At 72.7% G+C, this 19380-nt stretch carries 17 protein-coding genes; 4 read left to right on the forward strand and 13 right to left on the reverse strand.

The genetic code is table 11. From position 1 onward, the window contains the following. Positions 1-3: 3 nt before the first annotated feature. A complete protein-coding gene (locus tag ABD371_RS00670; RefSeq protein ID WP_344471433.1) occupies positions 4-714 on the reverse strand; it encodes a maleylpyruvate isomerase N-terminal domain-containing protein in 711 nt (236 codons plus the stop codon). Between the two features lie 108 nt (positions 715-822). Here ABD371_RS00670 and ABD371_RS00675 point away from each other — a divergent pair, with 108 nt between their 5' ends. Continuing rightward, on the forward strand, positions 823-1362 hold the full coding sequence (locus ABD371_RS00675; protein ID WP_344471435.1) for a heme-binding beta-barrel domain-containing protein: 540 nt from the start codon (positions 823-825) through the stop codon (positions 1360-1362). A gap of 24 nt (positions 1363-1386) precedes the next feature. On the opposite strand, the gene ABD371_RS00680 is transcribed toward ABD371_RS00675, so the two are convergent. Continuing rightward, positions 1387-1989: an ABATE domain-containing protein gene (locus ABD371_RS00680; RefSeq protein WP_344471437.1), complete on the reverse strand. Its 603-nt coding sequence runs from the start codon at positions 1987-1989 to the stop codon at positions 1387-1389. 90 nt (positions 1990-2079) lie between these two features. On the opposite strand from ABD371_RS00680, the gene ABD371_RS00685 reads away from it, so the two are divergent. Then, entirely contained in the window at positions 2080-2880 is an 801-nt protein-coding gene (locus ABD371_RS00685; protein ID WP_344471439.1) for an MBL fold metallo-hydrolase, read from the forward strand. A gap of 15 nt (positions 2881-2895) precedes the next feature. On the opposite strand, the gene ABD371_RS00690 is transcribed toward ABD371_RS00685, so the two are convergent. After that, entirely contained in the window at positions 2896-3315 is a 420-nt protein-coding gene (locus tag ABD371_RS00690) for an SCO4402 family protein (protein WP_344471442.1), read from the reverse strand. A gap of 266 nt (positions 3316-3581) precedes the next feature. On the opposite strand from ABD371_RS00690, the gene alaS reads away from it, so the two are divergent. After that, positions 3582-6245: an alanine--tRNA ligase gene (gene alaS / locus ABD371_RS00695; protein ID WP_344471444.1), complete on the forward strand. Its 2664-nt coding sequence runs from the start codon at positions 3582-3584 to the stop codon at positions 6243-6245. Positions 6246-6397: 152 nt separating this feature from the next. Here the strand turns inward: alaS and ABD371_RS00700 are convergent, their stop codons facing one another. The 10 genes from ABD371_RS00700 to rsmI all read right to left on the reverse strand — a co-directional run bounded on the left by ABD371_RS00700 (position 6398) and on the right by rsmI (position 17348). Beyond that, positions 6398-8209, reverse strand: coding sequence for an ABC-F family ATP-binding cassette domain-containing protein (locus ABD371_RS00700; RefSeq protein WP_344471446.1), 1812 nt, complete (start codon positions 8207-8209; stop codon positions 6398-6400). 264 nt (positions 8210-8473) lie between these two features. Further along, entirely contained in the window at positions 8474-8878 is a 405-nt protein-coding gene (locus ABD371_RS00705; protein ID WP_344471448.1) for an Ig-like domain-containing protein, read from the reverse strand. Between the two features lie 199 nt (positions 8879-9077). Next, a complete protein-coding gene (locus ABD371_RS00710; RefSeq protein WP_344471450.1) occupies positions 9078-9599 on the reverse strand; it encodes an RICIN domain-containing protein in 522 nt (173 codons plus the stop codon). 185 nt (positions 9600-9784) lie between these two features. After that, complete coding sequence (locus ABD371_RS00715) at positions 9785-11323, reverse strand: alpha/beta hydrolase (RefSeq protein ID WP_344471452.1); 1539 nt, start codon at positions 11321-11323, stop codon at positions 9785-9787. Positions 11324-11568: 245 nt separating this feature from the next. Next, a complete protein-coding gene (locus ABD371_RS00720; RefSeq protein ID WP_344471454.1) occupies positions 11569-12510 on the reverse strand; it encodes a 4-(cytidine 5'-diphospho)-2-C-methyl-D-erythritol kinase in 942 nt (313 codons plus the stop codon). Then, a complete protein-coding gene (gene rsmA, locus ABD371_RS00725; RefSeq protein WP_344471456.1) occupies positions 12507-13364 on the reverse strand; it encodes a 16S rRNA (adenine(1518)-N(6)/adenine(1519)-N(6))-dimethyltransferase RsmA in 858 nt (285 codons plus the stop codon). Before rsmA ends, ABD371_RS00720 begins: the two co-directional genes overlap by 4 nt. A gap of 16 nt (positions 13365-13380) precedes the next feature. Further along, on the reverse strand, positions 13381-14856 hold the full coding sequence (locus tag ABD371_RS00730) for a resuscitation-promoting factor (protein WP_344471458.1): 1476 nt from the start codon (positions 14854-14856) through the stop codon (positions 13381-13383). Between the two features lie 159 nt (positions 14857-15015). Next, positions 15016-15885, reverse strand: a complete 870-nt coding sequence (locus tag ABD371_RS00735) for a TatD family hydrolase (protein ID WP_344471460.1) — start codon at positions 15883-15885, stop codon at positions 15016-15018. Between the two features lie 51 nt (positions 15886-15936). Further along, on the reverse strand, positions 15937-16350 hold the full coding sequence (locus ABD371_RS00740) for a hypothetical protein (RefSeq protein ID WP_344471463.1): 414 nt from the start codon (positions 16348-16350) through the stop codon (positions 15937-15939). Positions 16351-16499: 149 nt separating this feature from the next. Further along, positions 16500-17348 (reverse strand): 16S rRNA (cytidine(1402)-2'-O)-methyltransferase, encoded by an 849-nt coding sequence (gene rsmI / locus ABD371_RS00745; protein ID WP_344472149.1) that lies wholly within the window; start codon positions 17346-17348, stop codon positions 16500-16502. A 213-nt stretch (positions 17349-17561) separates the two neighbouring features. On the opposite strand from rsmI, the gene ABD371_RS00750 reads away from it, so the two are divergent. Then, complete coding sequence (locus ABD371_RS00750; RefSeq protein WP_344471465.1) at positions 17562-19334, forward strand: dolichyl-phosphate-mannose--protein mannosyltransferase; 1773 nt, start codon at positions 17562-17564, stop codon at positions 19332-19334. The last annotated feature ends 46 nt before the right edge of the window (positions 19335-19380 follow it).

Below are 19380 nucleotides of genomic sequence, written 5' to 3' on the forward strand. Positions count from 1 at the left end.
ACGCTACGCGCGGGGGTTGCCGTCCCAGCGCCAGGTGGTCAGACGGGCGCGGCCGGGCAGTTCGGCGCGGCCGGTGGCCCACAGCAGGGTGGTCCAGGGGTCCGTGCGGTCCGGGAGGCCCTTCGGGTCCGAGGCGTCCGGGGCGTCCGAGGTGTCCGGGGCGTCCGGGAAGAGCCGGGTGAGCACCCGCGCGCACAGGTCGGCGGGCGGGTTCCAGGCGAGTTCGAGCCCCTGGGCCAGGTCGTGGGTGTGCACCAGTGCCTCCACGATGCCCATCGCGGCGAAACCCTCGGCGTCGGAGGCACCGAAGAGGTGATGGGCGCGGACCTGCGGGGGTGTGGTGCGGACCATCGCGACCAGCAGCGCGCCGCTCGCCTCCAGCACCCGCAGCAGCCCGGCGGGGCCCGCCGCGCGGTCCGCGCGAATCGCCCGGGAGGGGCCGCCGGGCCGGTGGCGTTCGAACACGAAGGGCACATCGCCGTCCATGGGCGGTTTTCTGGGGCCCAGTTGCACGGCGTAGGCGAAGAAGTCGTCGCCGAGGTGCTCGACGGTCTCCCAGCGGTCCCACTCCAGCGTCCCCGCCTTGGCGTCCCACGCGGCCGGGGGCACCTCGCGGAGGGCGGTCAGGGCCAGTTGTACGGCGAGGTCGAGGTCGTCAGCGGTGACGGGGGAGGCGGGGGCGGAGGAGGGGCCGGGCTCGGCTGATCGGGACATGGCAGGACCGTATCCCGGCGGGGGCGGTCCGGCTCCGGCTCGGCCCCGGCTCGTGATCGCGGCAGTAGCCTGCCGTCTGACACCGGCCCCGACCCAGGAGCGCGCACCGTGTTCGAACCGCCCGAGACACCTCCGTACCCCGATGCCTTCCGGCCGGACGAGGCCCCGGCTCCCCACCCCCTGCTCGCGCCGGTGGCCGGGCTTCTCGGCTTCTGGTCCGGCCGGGGGCGGGGCGAGTACCCCACGCTCGACGAGGAGTTCGCCTACGCCCAGCAGGTCACCTTCAGCCATGACGGGCGGCCCTTCCTCCACTACGAGGCCCGCGCCTGGCTGCTCGGCCCGGACGGCGCGGCGCTGCGGCCGTCGGCCCGGGAGAGCGGGTGGTGGCGGTTGCAGCCCGACGGGCGGGTGGAGGCCCTGATCACGCAGCCCACCGGGATCGCGGAGATCTCGGTCGGCCGCGCCGCCGACGGCGTGGTCGACCTCGCCACCCATGAGGTGGCTCTCGCCCCCACCGCCAAGAAGGTCGACGCCACCCGCCGCCGCTACACCCTGGCCGACGGGGACACGCTCGACTTCGTCCACGACCTCGCGGCCGTCGGCCAACCGCTGCTGCACCATCTCTCGGCGCGGCTGACGCGCGGCTAGGCGCGGGGACGGAGTCGTACCCGTTCAGTCCGTTTCGGCCTGGGCCGTACGCCGGGCGTAGGCGCGGGCGGCCCGGGCCCGGTCGCCGCAGCGGGTCGAGCACCAGTGGCGGCGGCCGTGGCGCAGGAGGTAACGGCCGCAGGGGGCGGAGCCGCAGGCGGTGAGGCGTTCGGCGTCGGGGCCGGTGAGCAGGTCGGCGGCGTCGGCGGCGAGCACGGCGGAGGCGTGGGCCACGATCTGGGTGGTGGGGTGGGAGGCCGCGCGGTACAGACCGCGCGTGGGGTCCCAGTGCAGCAGGGCTGCCGCCGGAGCGCCGGTGAGCGCCTCATTGACGGCGGCGAGGGCCGGGGCCGGGGCGGGCAGGCCGTCGGCCCGGGAGGCGAGCAGCGCCCTGATCTGTTCGCGCAGCGACCGCAGTTGCGCGGTGCACATCTCCAGGAGTTCCAACTCGGCCGGGGCGAGGTCCCGTTCGATCAGCCACCGCCGGGCGGCGGCCGGGGTGCCCAGCAGATCGGCGAACTGGCCGCCGGGCAGTACGACGGCGCTGTTGGCGAAGTCGAGCGCGAGGTGCTGCTCCGCGCCGGGCGCGGGTGCCAGGACGGGATCGGCGGTCACAGTCTCCTTCATATGTCTCACGGTACAGCTTGCTTCCATCCATGAGAAATGAGGTAACGTCTCTCACGGATGAACCGCCCCCTATCCGTGAGGTGAATTTCCATGGCCGACTTCGGCATGCCCGGCGAGCCCGGCGAGCAGATCCCCGTCCGCGTCTTCGGCGGCCCCACCGCCCTCTTCGAATACGGCGGCCTGCGCTTCCTCACCGACCCCACCTTCGACGCCCCCCGCGAGTACCCGGTCCCGGGCGGCGTGCTCCTGACCAAGACCGCGCCCCCCTCCGGCACCCCCGCCGACCTCGGCCGGATCGACGCGGTCCTGCTCTCGCACGACGAGCACCCCGACAACCTCGACATCTCGGGCCGCGCCCTCCTCGCCGGCATACCGCTCACCCTCACCACCACCGGCGGCGGAGAGCGCCTCGGCGAGCGGGCCACCGGGCTCGCCGACTGGGAATCCGTCGACCTCGACCGCCCCGGCGGCGGCACGGTCACCGTGACGGCCGTGCCCGCCGTCCACGGCCCCGGGCCGCGCGAAGCCGTCGAACCGGTCCTCGGCCAGGTCATCGGCTTCATCCTGACCGGAGACGGTCTGCCCACCCTCTACGTCAGCGGCGACAACGCCTCGCTCGACTCCGTCGGACACATCGCCGACCGCTTCGGCCCCGTGGACACCGCCGTCCTCTTCGCCGGCGCCCCTCGCGACCCCCTCATCTTCGACGGCGCCCTCCTCGTCCTCGACAGCGCCCAGGCCGCCGAAGCCGCCCGAATCCTCGACGCCCGCCGCGTGGTCCCCCTCCACTACGACAGCTGGGCCCACTTCACCGAAGGCCGCACCGCCCTCGTCTCCGCCTTCACCGCCGCCGGCCTCGCCGACCGGCTGGACCTGGGCACCCGGGGCTGACCCGCCGCCGGCGGTTCACCGCGAGGCCGTGCCGGCGGCTCCCGCCTCATGGAGCGCGACCAGTTCGCCCAGGTCGTTCGCGACCATCGCCGCCGCCAGCCGCCCGGCGGCGGCCACGACCTCCGGCCAGCCGCCCGCCCGCAGATACTCCTCGTCGGTGTCGTTCGGGGCCTCCGCCCGTACGGCCGTCAGCGCGACACCGAGACGGCGCATGAGCGCCACCTCTTCCCCGGTCCGCAGGCTGACGCCGAGGAAACGCTCCGGATCGTCCGCGTCGCAGAAGTCGTCGAACAGCACATGGACGATGTGATCCACGTTCTCGAACGCCGACGGGTCGAGCCACACCTCCCGCTGCCGGGCCGGATGGGCCAGCGCCAGTACCGCCGGTACGAGATTCACCCGGAAGTTCGCCATGCGGCGGGCGTCGTCGCTCATGGTCAGAAGCCTAGGCGGCGGCGAAACGCCGAGCGGGGGTGACGCCGGAACCGTTAGAGTCGACGGTGTGGCGGCCTCGGACCGTGGGGGTCCGCCCGTGTCGACCGATGCGATCGATGGATCTGGAGTCATGGTGCACACCGTGGGGGCGCGAGCTATCTGCGTCGAGCCGGAGAACTGAGAACTTCCTCAGTCCCTGTTCTCGGCCCGGCTCGGCGTGTGATCGACCTCCACCTTCCATGACTCCGCAGTGAGGCCGTGCAGCCATGCGCTCGACGCAGATCCGTCAGACCTTCACCGACTTCTTCGTCTCCCGGGGGCATCAGCCCGTCCCGTCCAGCTCGCTGGTCCCGGACGATCCCACCCTGTTGCTGGCGAATGCCGGGATGAACCAGTTCAAGCCCTATCTCCTGGGGGAGACCGCCCCGCCCTTCCGCCGGGCCACCAGCATTCAGAAATGCGCGCGGACCTCGGACATCGACCTTGTCGGCCGTACGCACCGGCATGCGACGTTCTTCGAGATGATGGGGAACTTCTCCTTCGGCGACTACTTCAAGGAGGACGCCGCCGCCTTCGCCTGGGAGCTCATGACCCGGGGGTACGGGCTGGAGAAGGAGAGGCTCTGGATCACCGTTTTCGAGGACGACGACGAGGCCGAGCGGATCTGGCGGCGGATCGGTGTCCCGGCGGGGAGGATCCAGCGGCTGGGGATGGAGGACAACTACTGGTCGATGGGGGTCCCGGGGCCGAGTGGGCCGTCCTCGGAGATCAGTTACGACCGGGGGCCGGCCTTCGGGGAGGAGGGCGGCCCGGCCGTCGACGGCGAGCGGTACATCGAGCTGTGGAACCTGGTCTTCATGCAGACCGTGCGGGGCGAGGGACCGGCGAAGAAGGACTATCCGATCGTCGGGGAGCTGCCGAGCAGGAGTATCGACACGGGGCTCGGGCTGGACCGGCTGGCCGCGATCCTCCAGGGGGCCGAGAACGTCTGCACGACGGATCTGCTGCTGCCCACCCTGAACACGGTTCAGGAGCTGGCCGGCCGGGAGTACCCCGGCGAGGGGGAGGAGAAGGTGTCCTTCCAGGTGGTCGCCGAGCATGCCCGCTCCGCCGCCTTCCTCATCGCGGACGGTGTGCTCCCGGCCAAGGACGGGCGGGGGTACGTCCTGCGGCGGCTGATGCGGCGGGCGGTCCGCCATGCCCGGCTGCTCGGCATCACCGGCCCGGTGCTGCCCGCCGCGACCGCCAGTGTGGTCGCCAATCTGGGGGACGTCTGGCCGGAGCTGGCCGGGCGGGCCGGGCTGATCGAGCAGGTGGTGACCGCCGAGGAGGAGTCGTTCGCCCGGACCCTGGCCCAGGGCACCCGGCTGCTGGACGCCGCGATCACGCGCACCCGCGAGGGCCGGTCGGCGACTCTGGCCGGTGAGACGGCCTTCGAGCTGGCCGACACCTACGGCTTCCCGCTGGAGCTGACGGTCGAGGCCGCCCGGGACGCCGGTCTCACGGTCGACGAGGACCGCTTCGGGACGCTGCTCGACGAGCAGAAGCGCCGGGCGAAGACGGGCGGGAAGGCGAAGACGGCCGAGGCTCTCAAGAGACTGGAGGCCTACCGCGAGCTGGCCGCCCGGGTCCCCCGGACCGAGTTCGTCGGGTACGACAGCCTGATCGCCGAGACCACCGTCACCGGGCTCATCACGGGTGGCGTCCCGGGCACCGTCGCCGCCGAGGGGGACGAGGTGGGGCTCGTACTGGACCGCTCGCCGTTCTACGCCGAGGCCGGGGGCCAGATCGGCGACACCGGGACCCTGACCCTCGGCGACGGGACCGTCGTCCAGGTCACGGACACCCGCTACGGTCTGGAGGGCTTCCGTGTCCACACCGCGCGCGTCCTCCAGGGGGAGGTCCGCGCCGGGGCGGTCGGCGAGGCCCGGGTGGACGCCGGACGCCGGGCCGCTCTGGCGCGTTCCCACTCCGCCACCCACATCCTGCACGCCGTCGTGCTGGCCACCCTCGGCGACCACGCCCGCCAGCAGGGCTCTCTCGTCGAGCCCGACCGGCTCCGCTTCGACTTCGCGCACTTCGCCGCCCTCACCCCGGACCAGCTCGCCCGGATCGAGTCGGCGGTCAACGGGCATGTCCTGGACGACCCGGAGGTGCGGGCCTGGCACGCCGGCCGGGCCGAGGCCGAAGCCGCCGGGGCGATCGCCCTGTTCGGGGAGAAGTACGGGGAGACCGTACGGATCGTCGACATCGGCGACTTCTCCCGTGAGCTGTGCGGCGGCACCCATGTCGCCCACGGCTCCCAGGTGGGCGCCTTCCGGCTGCTCGGCGAGTCGTCCATCGGTGCCAACCTCCGCCGCGTCGAGGCGCTCACCGGCCACAGCGCGCTGCGGTACCAGGACACCGAGCGCCGGCTGCTGAACGAACTGGCGCAGCTGGTCGGAGTCCGCCCGGCCGAAGCCCCCGGGGCCCTGCGCAAGCGCCTCGACGCCCTCGCCGACGCCCAGCGGCAGCTGGCCCTGCACCGGGCCGAGGAGCTGCGGGAGCAGGCCGGACGGCTCGCGGGCCGGGCCCGTACCGCCGGTCACGGACAGCTGGTCGTCCAGCGGGTCACCGGCGTCACCCAGGACGAACTGCGCGCTCTGGCCTCCGACGCCCTCACCCGCCTCGGCGACGGCCCGGCCGCCGTGGTCCTGGGAGCCGAACACGACGGCAAGGCCCTCCTCGCCGCCGCGATCTCCCCCGGCCTCCACCGGTCCGGCACACAGGCCGCCCGGATCCTCACCGGCGCGGCCCGCGCCGTCGGCGGCGGCTCCGGCGGGCGCGGCCCGCTGGCCGCCGCCGGAGGCCGCCGTCCCGAGGGACTCGCCGAGGCGCTGGAACTCGCCGCGCGGGAAGCCACCCGGCAGCTCGGCGGCAGCGGCAGCTGACCGGCCGGTGCCCCGCCGCGCGGAGAACCCGATGACCCCCGGCCCGGCCTGGCCGCCGTTCGTGGAGGTCCCCGGTGCCGGTGCACCGCGAACCCGGGCGGGGGTACGCGGTGCGCGCGGAGCCGGATGTCCGGGTCCGCCACACCCTGTGATCAGGAGTCTTCGGCCAGCTCCAGCCAGCGCATCTCCAGCTCCTCGCGCTCGGTGATCAGGCCGCGCAGCTCCGCGTCGAGCTTCGCGACCCTGGCGAAGTCGGTGGCGTTCTCGGCGATCTGGTCGTGGAGCCTGGTCTCCTTGGTGGAGATCTTGTCGAGCTGGCGCTCGATGCGGGACAGCTCCTTCTGCGCGGCACGGGACTCGCCGGCGGACTTGGTCCTGGTCGCCCCGGTCGGCTCGGCCGGCTTGGCGGGGGCCGGGGCGGCCGACTCGATCATGGTGCGGCGGCGTTCGAGGTACTCGTCGATGCCGCGCGGGAGCATACGGAGGGTGGAGTCGCCGAGGAGGGCGAAGGTGCGGTCCGTGGTGCGCTCGATGAAGAAGCGGTCGTGGGAGATGACCACCATGGAGCCGGGCCAGCCGTCGAGGAGGTCCTCGAGCTGGGTGAGGGTCTCGATGTCGAGGTCGTTGGTGGGCTCGTCGAGGAAGAGGACATTGGGCTCGTCCATCAGCAGCCGCAGGATCTGAAGGCGGCGGCGCTCACCGCCGGAGAGGTCGGAGAGCGGGGTCCACTGCTTCTCCTTGCCGAAGCCGAACTGCTCGCAGAGCTGGCCCGCGGTCATCTCGCGGCCCTTGCCGAGGTCGACGCGGTCGCGGATCTGCTGGACGGCCTCCAGGACGCGGAGGGAGCCGGGCAGCTCGGTGACGTCCTGCGAGAGGTAGGCGAGCCTGACCGTCTTGCCGACGACGATCCGTCCGGCGGCGGGCTGGCTCTCGCCGCCGGTGCGGGCGGCCTCGGCGAGGGCGCGGAGCAGGGAGGTCTTGCCCGCGCCGTTGACGCCGACGAGGCCGATGCGGTCGCCGGGGCCGAGCTGCCAGGTGAGGTGCTTGAGGAGGACCTTGGGCCCGGCCTGGACGGTGACGTCCTCGGCGTCGAAGACGGTCTTGCCGAGGCGGGCGTTGGCGAACTTCATCAGCTCGCTGGTGTCGCGCGGCGGCGGCACGTCGGCGATCAGCTCGTTGGCCGCCTCGATGCGGTAACGGGGCTTGGAGGTACGGGCGGGAGCGCCGCGCCGGAGCCAGGCCAGCTCCTTGCGCATGAGGTTCTGGCGCTTGGCCTCCTCGGTGGCCGCGATGCGCTCGCGCTCGGCGCGGGCGAAGACGTAGTCGCTGTAGCCGCCCTCGTACTCGTAGACCGAACCGCGCTGGACGTCCCACATACGGGTGCAGACCTGGTCCAGGAACCACCGGTCGTGGGTGACGCAGACGAGCGCGGAGCGGCGGGACCGCAGATGGTCGGCGAGCCAGGCGATGCCCTCGACGTCGAGGTGGTTGGTGGGCTCGTCCAGGACGATCAGGTCCTGGTCGGCGATGAGGAGCTTGGCGAGGGCGATACGGCGGCGCTCGCCGCCGGAGAGCGGCGCGATCACGGTGTCCAGCCCCTGCGGGAAGCCCGGGAGGTCCAGCCCGCCGAAGAGGCCGGTCAGCACGTCGCGGATCTTGGCGTTGCCCGCCCACTCGTGGTCCGCGAGATCGCCGATCACCTCGTGGCGGACGGTCGCCTCGGGGTCGAGCGAGTCGTGCTGGGTGAGGACGCCCAGGTGCAGGCCGCTGTTCTGGGTGACACGGCCCGTGTCGGGGTCCTCCAGCTTCGCCAGCATCCGGATCAGGGTGGTCTTGCCGTCGCCGTTGCGGCCGACCACGCCGATGCGGTCCCCCTCGGAGACGCCGAGGGATACGCCGTCGAGCAGTGCACGGGTCCCGTACACCTTGCTGACAGCCTCGACATTGACCAGATTGACGGCCATTTTTCTCCTGCTCCGGGGGATCGCGGTTCCGGAGGCCAGCGTACGGCGGTGGCGCGCCGTGTGACTCCGGCGACCGAAACCGCTGGTGGGAGCCCGGACATACGCACACGCTCCGGGAGCGCGCGGGTACACAGGGTGGATCTCCTGAGCCTCCACCGGCCGGGGACCCCAGGCCGGGAGACTTTCAGCCGGAGCACTCCACGGCCGCGGCCCCCGCCCGGCTCGGTGCCGGACGGGGGCCGCGGCCGGCCGGAGCGGAGGGGCTCAGGTGGTGACGTTGAAGCTGCCGATGGCCTTCGCGCCGTCGTAGTTGGCGGAACCCTTGTACTCGGCCACGTAACCGGAGACCGCCGCCGTGATCATCAGCTGGGGGTCGCTGATGTGCTGGCCGGTGTCCCACTCCGCGACGCCCTCGCGGTCGGTCTTCACGGTGCCGAAGGTCTGGCCGCCCGTGCGGACGTAGAAGCGGATCGCCTGCCCCTTGAGCGGCTCGTTGTTCTCATCGGTGAGCGTGGCCCTGAGCTTGGCCCGCGCCTTGCCCTGGAGGACGCTGCCCGCCACCGTCTCCACCTCGATGTAGGACGCCTCGCGGCGCTCCCCCAGCTCGGGGTTGCGCTTCTTCTGCGGCTCGTCGGAGGTGTCGGCACCCGGGTACTGGATCTGCGACATGGGGCGTGCTCCTTGTGCGTATGCGGGGGTGGGAATGGCCCGGACCGCCGCGCTGGACGAAGCCGGGCCGGGCTGCCGCCCCAGGGTGCCGGTCAAAGGGATTCATACCGGCCAAAAACGCCGACTCCTTGTCGCAATCACCACAACGAATGACTCTTGCCCCTTGCCGAGGTGGGGAGTTGACGATGCCCCGGCCCGGTCAGATCCGGTTGATGGACCACCAGTTCTTCGCGATGTTGCTGTCGGACTCCAGGACGACGACCTCACCGGGCTCCCGGCCGTAGTAGGGCGAGAGCACCTTGTTCGTCGAGCGGGAGAGCAGCTTGTAGGTGTCGCCCAGGACGTTCGCCTTGTCCAGCCAGTGGTACTCGTAGGTGTCGTTGCAACTGCCCTGGGTCACCGAGGTCTTGAAGTGGAAGTCGCCGCCGGGCTTGAGGCACTTGCCCGTCCTGACATTGCGGATGAGGAGGTACCCGGAGGGGGTCCGCTCCAGGTTCCACTGCTCCCCGCCCCGGGTGTCGTAGTCGTGCCAGGCGTACATGAGGATGTCGTCCGAGGAGTTGCCCCCGAAGTCCTGGGGGATGAGGGTGCCGCCGGTGGCGTTGTTGGTGATCCGGAAGTTGTCGCCGGGGGCGGCGTTCGCGGTGGCGGTGGTCAGTCCGATCAGCAGGGCCGTGAGGACGGTGAAGACCAGCGTCAGCCGGTTGAAGACATGGGACATGAGGGTGCTTCTCTCCTGGGGAGCCTCCGTGCCGCTCCCGCCGGCCCGCACAGCCGGCGTCCGCCGCCACGAAGATCACTGAATGAACGAGACCTTCGTAGCGGCTGGCACGACACCGCGTCGAACCGCGCGGGCCGCCCCCCGCCCATCGGAGTGATAAGTCGGACCGCTTGGGATGCTTGGGATCAGCCGATGGTCACCGGGAGGAGCGGGGACCGCGGGAGGACGGGCAGGACGGCGGCCGACTTGCCCTTGCCCTCGCGCGGGTTGGGCGCGCAGGTGACGTTCCCGGCGGGGAGTTCGCCGGTGGCCAGGTAGGCGTCGACGGCGCGGTCGGCGCAGGCGCTGCGGTTGAGCAGATAGACGGCGTGGCCCTCGCCGCCCTTCACCGTGACCATCTTGGAGCCCTTCATCGCCCGGTGCATGCCGAGGGCGGCGGAGAGCGGGGTCTGCGAGTCCCACTCGCTCTGCACGATCAGCGCGCCGACCTTGTTGTCGACCTTGGTCTTGGGCTCGACGGCCCTGTCCCAGAAGGCGCAGGGCGTGATGTTGGAGACATGGTCGCCGACGAGCGGGTGGCGGGCCGCGTCGCGGCGGGAGTCCTCGCGGTAGGTGAAGGGGTTTCGGGGCCAGGTGGTGTCACCGCACAGCACGGACCACTGGGACGAGATGATCGCGTCGGGCACCGGCTCGGCGGCGGGCGGCTGCGGGACGGGCTTCCCGTCGACGAGGTCCTTGAAGATCACGACGGACTCGGCCGCGTGACGGGCGTCGAAGACGGCGGGCCGCATCGCGCCCCGCAGGAGAGCGCCGTCGAAGGCGATCCCGCCGTAGACGATGGGCTCCCGGTCGGCGTGGGCGACCAGGTCCCAGAAGGACCGGGAGACCTTGGCGGGGGTGTCGCCCAGCCGGTACGTCGCCGAGCGCTCGGCGGTCCACTCCGTCCACCGCTTGAAGGCCGACTCGGCCTCGGGGCCCCAGTCGCGGACCATCTCCCGCCATGCCTTCCCCGGGTCGGTCGCGCTGTCGAGGACGAACCGGTCGGCGCGCTTCGGGAACATCTGGGTGTACACGGACCCGAGGTAGGTGCCGTAGGAGTAGCCGAGGTAGGAGATCTTCTTCTCGCCGAGGACGGCGCGGATGACGTCCATGTCCCGGGCGGTGTTGCGGGTGGTGATGTGCGGGAGGATGTCGCCGTGCCGCGCACGGCACTTGTCGGCGACCGACTTGGCCCACTGCACGTCCTTGGCGAAGGTCTTCGCCTTGTGCGGGCGCGGCCAGGGCCGCTCGTCGGGGGTCAGTCCGCAGACCACGGGGGTGCTGCGCCCGGTGCCCCGGGGGTCGAAGCCGATGAGGTCGTACCGCTCGCGCACGGCGGCGGGCAGCATGGCGTCCAGCTCCGCCGGGAGGCCGAGCCCGGGGCCGCCGGGGCCGCCGGGGTTGGAGAGGAGCACGCCGTGGCGCTCGGCCGGGTTCGCGGCCTTGAACCGGGATATCGCGATGTCGATCTTCTTGCCGCCGGGCTTCGCGTAGTCGAGCGGCACTTTGATCGTCGCGCACTGGAAGTCGGCGGGCAGGGCGGTGTGACACCTCTTCCAGTCCGGGGTCTGCCCGGTGTACTGGGCCGGCGGGGCCACGGCGGGGGCCGCCGGAGGGGCCGGGGCCGCCGGGGCCGCCGTCGCGGCGGAGGCGAGGCCGGGGGTCAGGGTGGCGAGAAGGCTCACCGCGATCAGGGGCACTAACCGTCGGCTGCGCACAAGGAGGATCCTTCCGGTCGGCGTACGTACAGGGCTCGCACAGGGTGCGCACAGGGCCCGTACAGATGTACGGCCAACCCTTTCGCGTATCGCCGCCGGAGGAATCATCCCTTGGGGCATGAACCGTCAACCCAGGTCGGACATGAGGCGGTTGACGTCTACTGCGGTGGTTGTAGAGAACACCTGAACCGCGTGGCCGAGCGGCGTCGGCCCTACTGGACGGTCGCGCCCGGGGCCGGGGAGGAGGCGGTGCGGGCGGTGCGGCAGGTGCCGGAGGCGGTGAGGGCGGCGGCCACCGAGGCGGCGGACGCGGCGTCCTCGACCAGGAAGGCGGTGGTGGGGCCGGAGCCGGAGACGAGGGCGGCGAGCGCGCCCGCCGCGATCCCCGCGTCGAGGACAGCGGTCAGGGAGGGCCGCAGCGAGACGGCGGCGGGCTGGAGGTCGTTGGTGAGGGCGGCGGCGAGGGCGGCCGGGTCGCCGGTGCGCAGGGCGGCGAGCAGGGCGGGGGACGCCGCCGGCTCGGGGACCTCGGTGCCCGCGGTGAGGCGGTCGAACTCGCCGTACACCGCCGGGGTGGAGAGTCCGCCGTCGGCGACGGCGAACACCCAGTGAAAGTCTCCGCCGACGTCCAGCGCGGTGAGCCGCTCGCCCCGGCCGGTGCCGAGCGCGGCACCGCCGACCAGGCTGAACGGCACGTCGCTGCCGAGTTCGGCGCAGATGTCGAGCAGCTCTTCGCGGGTGGAGCCCAGGCCCCACAGGGCGTCGCAGGCGAGGAGCGCTGCCGCGCCGTCGGCGCTGCCGCCCGCCATGCCGCCCGCGACGGGGATGTCCTTGACGATGTGGAGATGGACGTCGGGGGTGCGGCCGTGGCGCTCGGCGAGGAGGATCGCCGCGCGGGCCGCGAGGTTGGTGGCGTCCAGCGGGACCCGCGCCGCGTCGGGGCCCTCGCAGGTGACGGTGAGGGCGGCGGCGGGGCGGGCGGTCACCTCGTCGAAGAGGGAGACCGCGAGGAAGACATTGGCCAGGTCGTGGAAGCCGTCGGGGCGGGCGGCCCCCACGGCGAGCTGGACGTTGACCTTCGCGGGGACGCGGACGGTGACGGCGCTCGGGGCCGCCGGGCTCGCACCGCTGACGGCCGGACTCGTACCGCTCACGGCTTGGCCTCCGCGATCCGGGCGAACTCCTCGACGGTCAGCGACTCGCCCCGGGCCTGCGGGGAGATCCCGGCCGCCACCAGGGCCGCCTCGGCGGCGGCGGGGGAGCCCGCCCAGCCGGCGAGGGCGGCGCGCAGCGTCTTGCGGCGCTGCGCGAAGGCGGCGTCGACGACGGCGAAGACCTCGGACTTGGCGGCGGTGGTCTTCGGCGGGTCGCGGCGGACCAGCGAGACCAGACCGGAGTCGACGTTGGGCGCGGGCCAGAACACATTGCGGCCGATGGAGCCGGCGCGCTTGACCTCCGCGTACCAGTTGGCCTTCACCGAAGGCACTCCGTAGACCTTGTTGCCGGGCGCGGCGGCGAGCCGGTCGGCGACCTCGGCCTGGACCATCACCAGGGTGCGGTCGATGGTGGGGAAGCGGTCCAGCATGTGCAGCAGCACCGGGACGGCGACGTTGTACGGGAGGTTCGCGACCAGCGCGGTCGGCTCCTCGGGCAGCTCGTCGACCTTCATCGCGTCGGAGTGCACCAGGGAGAAGCGGGGCGCGCGCTCCGGCAGCCGGGCCAGGATCGTGGCGGGCAGCGCGGCGGCCAGCACATCGTCGATCTCGACGGCGACGACCTTGTCCGCCGCCTCCAGCAGCGCCAGCGTCAGGGAGCCGAGCCCGGGGCCGACCTCCACGACCACGTCGTCCTCGCGGACACCGGCGGTGCGGACGATCCGGCGGACGGTGTTGGCGTCGATGACGAAGTTCTGTCCGCGCTGCTTGGTGGGGCGGACGCCCAGCGCCGAGGCGAGTTCGCGGATGTCGGCGGGGCCGAGGAGTACGTCGGAGGGCTCAGTGGTGCTCACCGATACAGCGTACGGGTCAGCGGTACAGGCTTTGGCCGCAGTGCGGCCAGGGAGTCGCGCCGCGCTGGATGTACAGCTTCTTGGCGCGGAAGGTCTGCTCGGCGGGGGCGGCGTCCTGCGGGCGGCCCCGGCCGCCCAGCGCCTGCCAGGTGAGGACGTCGAACTGGTAGAGCCCGCCGTGGGCCCCGGTGGGCGAGACGGCGGCGGGCCGGCCGCCGGACTCGCAGCGGGCCAGCGCGTCCCAGTTCAGGCCGTCCGCGCCGGGCACGGCCTCGGGCATCCGCCGGGTGCCGGTGTGGACGCGCTGGGTGACCGGCTGCCGCAGCACCACGTCGGCGACCTTGCGGGGCCGCTGGCGGACGCCGTTGACCGTGCGCAGCTCGTAGGTGACCCGGCGGGCCCCGGCCCGGCCCTGCTGGACGACGATCTCGGTGCCCGCGAAGAGCACCGGGTCCTCGACGGTGACCACCTCGTACGGGATGGACACCTCGCGCACCTCGCGGCTGCCGGTGATCCGTTTGACGGTGACGGTCTGCCCGTCGCGCGGGAAGCTCGCGGGCGGTACGGAGGTGGTGTCCTGGCCGCCGAGGGTGATCCCGGCCTCGGCGAGCGCCTCGGCGACGGTCGCCGCGTTGGTGCGGATGGCGCGCTCGTGGCCGTCGGCGAGGAAGGTCACGGTCCGTTCGGTGCGGACGTCCAGGGCGAGGCCGGCGCGGGAGATCGCCGCCGAGCGGGAGGCGGAGAGATACGCGCCGTCGGCCCGTACGCCCAGTTCGCGCAGTGCGCCGCCGACCGTGCGGGCGGTGGTCCACACTTCGCGGCGCTGTCCGTCGAGGGTGAGGACGACGGGCCGGCCGTGGCTGACGACGATCTCGTCGCCGCTGGTCAGCTCCGTGCCGGGGGCGGGGGCGACGAGGTCGTGGGTGCCGACGCCGACGCCGACGTCGTCCAGCAGCTCCTGGACGCGGTCGGCGAAGGTGTGCAGGGTGCGGGGGCGGCCGTCGACGGTGAGGCGCACCGCCTTGTCGCTGGCGACGAAGGCCGAGGTGCCGCCCGCGAGGATAACGACGACCAGGGCCTGGGGGACGAGTCGGCGCAGACCGGTCTCCGGGCGCTCGGCGGGGCGGCGGCGACGGCCCCCGCCCCCTCCCCCGAGGGTCCCGCCGAGGGTGGTGCCGATGACGGTTCCGCCGCCGCTGTGGGCCCCGCTCCCGCCTTCGGTGCGGCCGGGCGGGGCGGTGTTCCGCCGTGAGAAGGGGAGGAAGGGCGGGACGGAGGAGGGCGGGGGGACGGGCGGGGTGTACGCGGGGTGGACGGGGTACGGGGCGGCGTACGCGGGCGCGCCGGGGCGCGGGGTGAGGATGACGGTGTCGTCGGCCGCCCGGGGGCGTGGCTCGCCGTGGCCGTACGGCCGGTGGCCCGGCCCGTACCCCTGTCCCTGTCCCTGTCCGTGCCCGTATCCGTTGTGGCCCTGAGGGCTGAAATGGCTCACGACGCCGCTCCGTAAGGTCCGGGTCGTCCCGGGACGGCCCTGTGGGCCGGACGCTATCGGCAGCCGTGGTGACTCTCCAAAGCCATTCCGCCACCCGGTGTCACCTTCGTACGCGCGCGCTCCCGTACAGCCGCACGGGTCGGTACGGGTCGGTACGGGTCAGTAGTCGAACGCGGCGGCCGTGTTCGCCGCCACCGCCTCGGCCATGGTGTCCTCGTCCAGCCCCTTCACCGCCGCCATCGCGCGCAGGGTGAGGGGAATCAGATAGGGCGCGTTGGGCCGTCCTCGGTACGGCATCGGGGTGAGGAAGGGCGCGTCGGTCTCCACCAGGACGAGTTCCCTCGGCGCGACGGCGAGCGCGTCGCGCAGCGGCTGGGCGTTCTTGAAGGTCATATTGCCCGCGAAGGACATGTAATAGCCCGCGTCGGCGCACAACCGCGCCATTTCCGCGTCGCCGGAATAGCAGTGGAACACCGTGCGCTCCGGCGCACCCTCCTCCGCGAGTATGCGCAGCACATCCGCGTGCGCGTCCCGGTCGTGAATGACCAGGGCCTTTCCATGGCGCTTGGCGATCTCAATGTGGGCGCGGAAAGACCGCTCCTGGGCGGCGATCCCTTCCGCTCCGGTGCGGAAATAATCGAGCCCGGTCTCGCCGACCGCGCGCACCTGCGGGAGGGCGGCCAGCGCGTCGATCTCGGCGAGCGCCTCGTCGAGCGCGCCCTCGCCGCCCGCCTCGCGGGCGCCCTGGCGGGCGGTGCCGTCCGGGTCGCCGAAGACGATGCGCGGGGCCTCGTTGGGGTGCAGGGCGACGGCCGCGTGCACGGCGGCGTGTTCGGCGGCGGTGCGGGCGGCCCAGCGGGAGCCCTCGATGTCGCAGCCGACCTGGACCACGGTGGTCACTCCGACGGCGGCGGCCCGGGCGAGCACCTCCTCCACCGTGCCCTGCTGCATGTCCAGGTGGGTATGGGAATCGGCGACCGGGACACGGAGCGGTTCGGGCAGCGGCGGCGGGTCGGACTTCGAGGTCATGGGCGTGATCCTACGAGGCACGCGCCCATGACCCCGGCCGAGGATCTTCCGTTACCTGCGCTGGAAGGGGTGGAGCAGATCCGAGAGGTGCCAGTGGTGGGCCGGTTTGGCGGCCGGCGACTCCTCCCCGGCGGCGCCGGCCCCGGTGCCCTTGGCCGGTGGCATCGCCTCCCGGTGCGGGGGCGCGATACGCGCCGGACTGGCGGTCCTCGCCATCAGGTCCAGCACCGAGGAGACCTGTCCGGCCCGCATGATCCGTACAACGTGCCCCCCGCAGTTGAGGCAGGTGGGGCTGGACAGCGGGGACGGCACCCGCTCTCCATTCGCCTTGTAGACGACGTACTCGTGCCCGGCGGGGTCGCGGTGGTGCTCGATGTCGTACGACTGCTCCCAGCCGTGCCCGCAGCGCATGCACGCGAAGGCGTATGCCTCGTGGACCGTGGCGGCGCCTGTGATCTCACTCATGCCTGCTCCTTTCCACTGACCCAGTGGACGCCTATTCCGGCGGGAGCGCATCAGCGCTGTCGAATAATGGTGCGCTCTTTGGGCTTCCCATGCCCAAAGAGCACCGGAGCCGGTCTGCGCTTTGCCTTCTACGGTATCCCTTTACCGTCTCAGGGGGTCGGTCGAGCGGAGTTCTTTGCCGCCACGACGGCATCGAACACCTCTCGCTTGGGCAGTCCGGCCTCGGCGGCGACGGCCGCGATGGCCTCCTTGCGGCGCTCTCCGGCCTCTTCCCGGACCCGTACCCGGCGCACCAGCTCCTCGGCGTCGAGGTCGCCGGGGCCGGGGGCGGGCGCGCCCTCGACGACGACGGTGATCTCGCCGCGCACCCCGTCGGCGGCCCAGGCGGCCAGCTCAGCGAGGGAGCCGCGCTTGACCTCCTCGTACGTCTTGGTCAGCTCGCGGCAGACGGCGGCGCGGCGATCGGCTCCGAACACCTCGGCCATTGCGGTGAGGGTGTCGTCCAGTCGGTGGGGGGCCTCGAAGTAGACGAGGGTGCGGCGCTCGGACTCGTTGTCGCGGAGCCGGGTGAGGCGCTCGCCCGCCTTGCGGGGCAGGAAGCCCTCGAAGCAGAAGCGGTCCACCGGGAGCCCGGAGAGGGCGAGCGCGGTGAGCACGGCGGAGGGGCCGGGGACGGCGGTGACCCTGATGTCCTTCTCCACGGCGGCGGCGACCAGCCGGTAGCCGGGGTCGGAGACGGAGGGCATCCCCGCGTCGGTGACCAGCAGCACCCGTGCGCCGCCGATGAGGGCGTCGACCAGCTCCGGCGTGCGCGCGGACTCGTTGCCCTCGAAGTAGGAGACGACCCTTCCGCTGGTCTGGACGCCGAGCGCCTGGGTCAGCCGGCGCAGCCGGCGGGTGTCCTCGGCGGCGACGACATCGGCTCCGGCCAGCTCGGCGGCGAGCCGGGGCGGGGCGTCGGCGACGTCGCCGATCGGGGTCCCGGCGAGGACCAGCAGACCGGACGAGCCGGAACGGTCGGCGGGGGCCGGGGGGCCGGGGGGCGTGTCGCGGGGCTCAGTGGTCACACCGGCCATTGTCCCGCACCGGTGGCGGGGGTCGGTCCGGCGGCCGGTCCCGGAGGTCCTCGTGGGGGCCCTCATGGGGTCCTCGTGGGGTCCTCGTGGGGACGGAGGCGCACCTCGCATACATACGTTCCCTACGATGGCGCGGTGACCAGTACCGCGCCACAGACCCACCAGGGCAGGGACGCCGAGCCGCCGCCCTCCGGCCGGCAGCAGCGGCTGCGCAGATTCGGCTACACGTCCCCGGCCGTGATCGGGCTGCGCGAGCGCCTGGTGCCGCCCTACGTCCGCCCCTCGACCCGGCTGTGGCCCGTCCTCGGCATCGCCCCCTCGGCGGTGGCACCGCTGCTGCGGGCCTCCGCCTGGCTGGGGCCGCTGCTGGTGGCGCTGGTCGCGGGCCTGCTCCGGTTCTGGAACCTGGGCAAGCCGGACCAGGTGATATTCGACGAGACGTACTACGCCAAGGACGCCTGGGCGCTGATCAACCAGGGGTACGAGGGCAACTGGCCCAAGGACATCGACAAGGCGATCCTCAAGGACCCCTCGGCCGTCGCCGTCCCCGTCGACCCCGGCTATGTGGTCCATCCGCCGGTCGGCAAGTGGATCATCGGTCTGGGCGAGAAGCTCTTCGACTTCACGCCCTTCGGCTGGCGTTTCATGGTCGCGGTGCTCGGCACCCTGTCGGTGCTGATGCTCTGCCGGATCGGCCGCAGGCTGTTCCGCTCGACCTTCCTCGGCTGTCTGGCGGGCGCGCTGCTCGCCGTCGACGGGCTGCACTTCGTGATGAGCCGGGCCGCCCTGCTCGACCTGGTGCTGATGTTCTTCGTCCTGGCCGCCTTCGGGGCGCTGGTGCTGGACCGGGACTGGGCGCGGCGCGGACTGGCCGCCGCGCTGCCGGAGGACGAGGAGGGGGTGCTGCGGCCGGACGCGCACATCGCCCAGACCCTGCGGCTGGGGTGGCGGCCCTGGCGGATCACCGCGGGCGTGATGCTGGGCCTGGCGGCCGGCACCAAATGGAACGGCCTCTATGTGATGGCCGCGTTCTGCCTGATGGCGGTCTTGTGGGACGTCGGCGCACGGCGCACGGCGGGCGCGGTGCGGCCGTACCGCGCGGTGCTGCGCAAGGACCTGGTGCCCGCCTTCGTCTCGACGGTGCCGGTGGCGCTCGCCGCGTACATGGCCTCCTGGGCCGGCTGGTTCATCACGGACAAGGGCTACTTCCGGGACTGGGCGAAGGGCCGCGAGGGGCTCTCGCCCGACAGCGTCACCCTGCCGCTGCTGGGGCAGATCGATCTGCCCCAGTTCTCCATGACCTGGGTCCCGGAGGCGCTGCGCGCCTTCTGGCACTACGAGACCGAGGTCTACAGCTTCCACGTCAATCTGAAGTCCGGGCACACCTACGAGTCGAACCCCTGGAGCTGGATCGTCCTGGGCCGCCCGGTCTCGTACTACTACGAGGACCCGGCGGCGGGCGAGGACGGCTGTCCCGCCGACGCCGCCGACAAGTGCGCGAGCGAGGTGCTGGCGCTGGGGACGCCGCTGCTGTGGTGGGCGGCGTGCTTCGCGGTCTGTTACATCCTGTGGCGGTGGGCCTTCCGGCGGGACTGGCGGGCGGGCGCGATCGCCTGCGGTATCGCGGCGGGATGGGTGCCGTGGTTCCTCTACCAGGAGCGCACGATCTTCCTCTTCTACGCGGTGGTCTTTGTTCCGTTCCTCTGTCTGGCGGTCGCGATGATGATCGGCGCGATGCTGGGCCCGCCGGGGTCGGACGAGCGGCGGCGGACGATCGGCGCGATCGGTTCCGGGGTGCTGGTGCTGCTGATCATCTGGAACTTCATCTACTTCTATCCGCTGTACACGGGGACGCCGATCCCGGTGGAGGAGTGGCGCGACCGGATGTGGCTGGACACCTGGGTCTGATCCCCCGTCCGCCCGGACCCGCGCCGGATGCCGGGGCCGGGCGGAC

Source organism: Streptomyces amakusaensis, from assembly GCF_039532665.1.
Classification (GTDB): domain Bacteria; phylum Actinomycetota; class Actinomycetes; order Streptomycetales; family Streptomycetaceae; genus Streptomyces; species Streptomyces amakusaensis.